Consider the following 4,881-nt stretch of genomic DNA (forward strand, 5'->3'; position numbering starts at 1 on the left):
ATATAGTACTCCTTTCCTGTATATTCCTCCAATGAAATAACTATATTTGTATATAATGTTATTTTATTAACAGGTGTCAAAGAATATTATTTCGCAAAATCCTTGCTTTGTATAGAGGTAGATACAGGATTATTAATTTTGTTAAGTTTTTTTGAATATTCCAAGCTAATTATAAAATAAACAAGCCACCCTTGGAGCGAAAGCTTGTAAGGTGGCTTAGTTTTCTATAAATAGCTTTGTATCTAATTGTTTAATCTCCCCTTCTGCAAGAGGTTGATAAAAAGCGTGTTGTAATCCTTGAAAATGTAAAGATTCCCCTATGCATAACAATACTTTACCAGGAATTAAATCAAGTAATAGTTCATTATTAATTTGCCTTGCTTGTTTTTTAGTAGAAACATAAATAACTAAGATTGTAGGATTATTCCCTAAGTCCTGCATAATAACATCTTTTCCTGAATCTACAAAAGTTTGCCATCTAGCAATTATTCGTTTTAATCGATTCTTTTGATCAGATAATAAGGTGGAGTATACAACAAAGTTAAATTTACGTTCTTTTCCTCCATTTACTATAAAACTTAAAGAAGGGGTAAAAACCCCTTTACTAATAGATGGATGCATAATATGACCTAAAAATGAAGGAGCGTAGCGTAAATGACAAAGTAGGTCTATGTCATGCCAATAACGTAGGTGAACATATTTACCATGATTGTCAAGGCGCTCTGGGGCAAAGAAGAACATATTCCCTTGCCAGTATTTTAGTAGTTTAAATCCATTATTGGATAAGGTATATGTTTCTTCAAAGATTTCCATATCAAAAATTTCTACTTGCCATTTTTCTATAAATTGATAGTAAAGTAATCCTTGAAGCGCATTATTAATTTTCTTCCGTGAAAATTTATTCTTGAATAGATATAATAAATGATTAAACCGAACAGATGTATGAATACCAATAAAATTGAGTATAGCATATTGTTCCTCTGTTAAAAGCTGCTTAAACTTAACTAATTCGTCATAAGAGTGGAATACATAGGTTTTATCCAAGTCATGTATCCGATATATTTGAAGTCCTTGTACATCCTCACTTGATAAATGAGGAATAGAAGGAATATAAGTAGACATTTGTTTCTCTATTGTACGCATAATCATCTGTTAAAATTGGTAAATTGACGAATTAGATTTTTTACTTTGGCCTTGCGGATAATTTAGGATACGTACAGTTCCTCTTCTATTTTTAGCATCAATATTAAGCAGCTCACATGTAACAATTGTTTGGTTTATTGCGTCATCCACGGTTGGATTTGCCAGATTACGACCCTTTAGCCCTTTAAACTGAATACCTGGTGCAACTTCTACGAAAATCCCAGCAATAGCATCTACACCTACAATTTTACCTATAAAGCGGTCACGTCGTTTGTTTAATTCTAATAATTTTTCCATTGGATCCGTTTCTAGTTTCTTTTTATTCCCTCTAAACTCGTAGCGCCCATCCTTTTCCACTACTTTATCGATGATAAGCTCTACAACATCACCAATAATAATATCCGCCGAGCGAACGAATGAATGGGACCATTGCGAGTATCTTACTCCCACTGTTACACCATGAACTTCAACCAGAATTGTTTGTGCAGATGGAATATGTCCAGAAACTGTTCCTGTGTATACTTTATTCCCCTCTTGTTCTACTATTTCTTCATATAATTTTCTTTGCAGTGCAAGTTCTCCTGCGGTGATAGATACAACAGCAAAGTTCCCTTCCTCAGTTTTTTGGAAATGCTCAATAATAACGGGTTTTGTTTTACCTATCAGCCATTGAGGATTTTTAGGAATATTTATACCCGCCTCTGTAAGTGGACAATATGCTGTCGTATGAGTACCAATTTGCATTGTGAGCACTTGTATCCGCTCAGATGTCCCGTTTTTAGTTGGGAATAATTTTTCAGATACTATGGTAATTAAGCCTTTCCCTACAGTACGTTCACGTTTCATACGAGCTAATTCTTCTAATTCATGTTCACGTATTCTTTCAAATTGATTGAAAGTTGATTCTATAAAGATGTCCTCTAGCGTGTTATCCGGTTCAAATGCCATCCCTAGTTCTTTTGTAATATGAGTATTTACCTTATCTTCAACCATTATATTTTCCTCCTAGAACGTAAAAAAGGACACACCTGTACCGTTGGAATGGTACGTAAGGTGTGTCCTTCACGTAAGTCATGTTTTATTTGTATAATTATTAATTAAAATATAAAGTTTTTATGTAATTTGTGCAAGTATTATTTTTTGAAAAGGGAAAAGTTAAAATACTATATCTAACCTTTCCTCCTAATTTAAGCTAGATTTTCCCTAAAAATATAATCTTGAATAAAAAGTTATTTTAGGTTTCTATAGGTATTAATCAAAAAAATCATCTAATTCCTTACTCATTACATTAGATGTATTTTTCTTTTGTTGCTGGTTTTTATTAAGTAGTGAATTCGTATTGTTATAATTATTTTTTTGTTTGGTTTTTAAGTCCTTTTGTCGTTCTGAATAGCCCATATGTTTATATTCAGGCTGCTCTGCGTTAGTTCTAGTGTTCTCCACGATATTCTTTTGTAAGTTTTGATGAACAGTAATGCTAATAGATTCGTAAACTTTTGCAACCTCTTCATCAAGTTTATTTTCTTTAGTGGGATTAACTGTTTTTATAGCTGGCATCGAATTAGTTTTAATATTTGTTTTTGCTTCCTCTGATATTGTAGTTATAAGTCCCTCTGTTGGAAGCTTTTTTTGCAATGGATCGGTCTCAACAGGAATTCTTAAATGAACTGGGTAATTTATATCCCTAGTTGGTTCCAACACAGTATTAGGTGACCTTTTGTTCCCTTCTGCTAGCTTCATATTATTTTTAGGACTTACAATTTCCATCTGTTTCTCTTTTGTTATACCCAGCAGCTCGCCATTCATTTGTAAGGCATCTTGTAATCTTGAAGCACGTGTATAATCGATTTTAAATGCGCTCTGTAGTGCATTTATAGAAGCAGTCCCTGATTCCTTAACAAAGGATACTACATCATCGTATAGGATATCTTTAAAGAAGCTTGTTTCCTCTTGCTTGGCTTCTATGTCTTCGTTTGGAATGCTCTCTTCTCGTGAAGTTGTATTATCTAAATCTGTATTAGATGAAGGAGTAGTATTGATTTGAGAGTCCTTTGATAATATCGGTGTACTATTATTGTTTGTTTCTATGGAATGATATTGTCCTATTTTATCACTATGCATAGGTGGAAATGATTCTATCTGTTTTATATTATTTGCATCTACATGTTTCATAGGATTTGATTTTGCGATAGATTCTTCAATGAGTCGTAGACGTTCAGTTTCCCAATATTGTCCAGACTTGAGCTCTACTTGAATGATTGCTTGAGCAAATTCCTCTTTAGGTACAAAGTTACTAGTAATTTGTTGTACAGGTTGTACATGATTGTCTTGTACAATACGCGCAGCACAAATGAAGGCACCTTGTGCCATGATATCTCCTGGTGACATAACGACTTCTTTTAATTTTTGATATGTCGAACCTAAGCGACTAACGGGGTTCTCTTGCATAGGAGAGATCGCTTGTTCAGATTCGGATTCTTTAAATTCCTCTGTTTCACCAAACATGTCAGAGAAAATTTTCGCATCATATGGTGTTACATCACCAAATATCATCTTGTTACGGAACGAACCTAATAAAGTAAACATATACTGCTCTGTGAAATCCAAAGCTAATTGAGATAGTGTTTGACTTGCAATTGTCAGAATGACTTTATATTTACGAGATTGTGCAGGGAACTCTTTGAACGGGCGCACAACATAATCAGGGAATTCATCCACAATAATATGATGGTATGGTGAAATATTTGGTTCTCTTCGGAATACAGCATTTTGCATACTTAGTAATACGAATTTTCCTAGTACATTAGAAAGATCTGCAAGTTCTCCTTTGGCTGTATTTACTAGTAAAATACCACCTTGCTCTAAGTGAACATCAAAATCAAAATCTGATTTTCCAAATAAAACACGTCGTATTAAAACATTTGAGGCTAAATCTTTTAAGATGTTACGCAAACCTTTTACATATTCTTCTTCCCGGTCATAATGCATTGGTTTTCCACGATATTTTCCAGATTTATAAACGGCAGGTTCCCCTTGGAAACCTGTTTTTTCACGAATGGTATTATATAGCAATAGGTAAGGTTTTGAGGCAATCTCCACCTTTTCCCCTGCTCCACACCGTACGTGCGATTTTCACCGCATACGGCGTTCCATCATTAAATTAACTAATCAATAATATCCAAATTACATTTCTGACGAAACATATTGAGTTTTTTCAATTGTTTTCCATCCAATTGAAGTAAGTTTTTATATTTAACAATCGTCTCTTTCTTTGTAGCATGTATAAGTGTATGAACTAATTTATGAACAATCACAAGGTTTTTAAAATCATCTTTTCCTCCTAATTTTCTGGGGATTACATGATGACAATGTACCTCTTCAGCTTCTAGGAATGTTCCCAAAATGGAGCATTTCCCTAACTGCATAGAGTACCTAGAGATTCGATTATCCTCGTACTCCAAGTTGTCATTTCTTTGTGTGAACATCATTTTATTGATTTCGTGTTCTACACTTTGTTTAATTCTCTTGTAATTTTTTCTTCCCTCATTGGTGTAATTACAGATATTTTGACTGAAATTCATTGTATTTTCAGTTTGAATATCTGCTATTGGATATAAATAGACTCCCATTATTTTGTATGTTTTATAGTTGTTTTTATGAAGTCGTTTATATAAAACCGAAGGGTTTATTGGTTTTTCAAATACATGGTTTTTAAGTCGATTATATAAGGTCCGTGAT

General features: G+C 33.4%; 3 protein-coding genes and 1 pseudogene. All 4 read right to left on the reverse strand.

Translation table 11 applies throughout. From position 1 onward, the window contains the following. Positions 1 to 216 precede the first annotated feature (216 nt). Entirely contained in the window at positions 217 to 1,143 is a 927-nt protein-coding gene (locus ABWK52_RS16360; RefSeq protein ID WP_176527147.1) for a hypothetical protein, read from the reverse strand. A 9-nt stretch (positions 1,144 to 1,152) separates the two neighbouring features. Further along, on the reverse strand, positions 1,153 to 2,136 hold the full coding sequence (locus ABWK52_RS16365) for an RNA-binding protein (RefSeq protein WP_098542392.1): 984 nt from the start codon (positions 2,134 to 2,136) through the stop codon (positions 1,153 to 1,155). A gap of 258 nt (positions 2,137 to 2,394) precedes the next feature. After that, positions 2,395 to 4,206 (reverse strand): annotated as a pseudogene (locus ABWK52_RS16370) (TraM recognition domain-containing protein); the annotation flags it as partial. Positions 4,207 to 4,307: 101 nt separating this feature from the next. Continuing rightward, positions 4,308 to 4,881, reverse strand: a 574-nt coding sequence (locus tag ABWK52_RS16375) for an HNH endonuclease (RefSeq protein ID WP_353772006.1), incomplete at its 5' end; no start/stop codon positions are given.

Origin of the sequence: Bacillus sp. AP50 (assembly GCF_040492675.1) — a bacterium.
Classification (GTDB): Bacteria; Bacillota; Bacilli; order Bacillales; family Bacillaceae_G; genus Bacillus_A; species Bacillus_A cereus.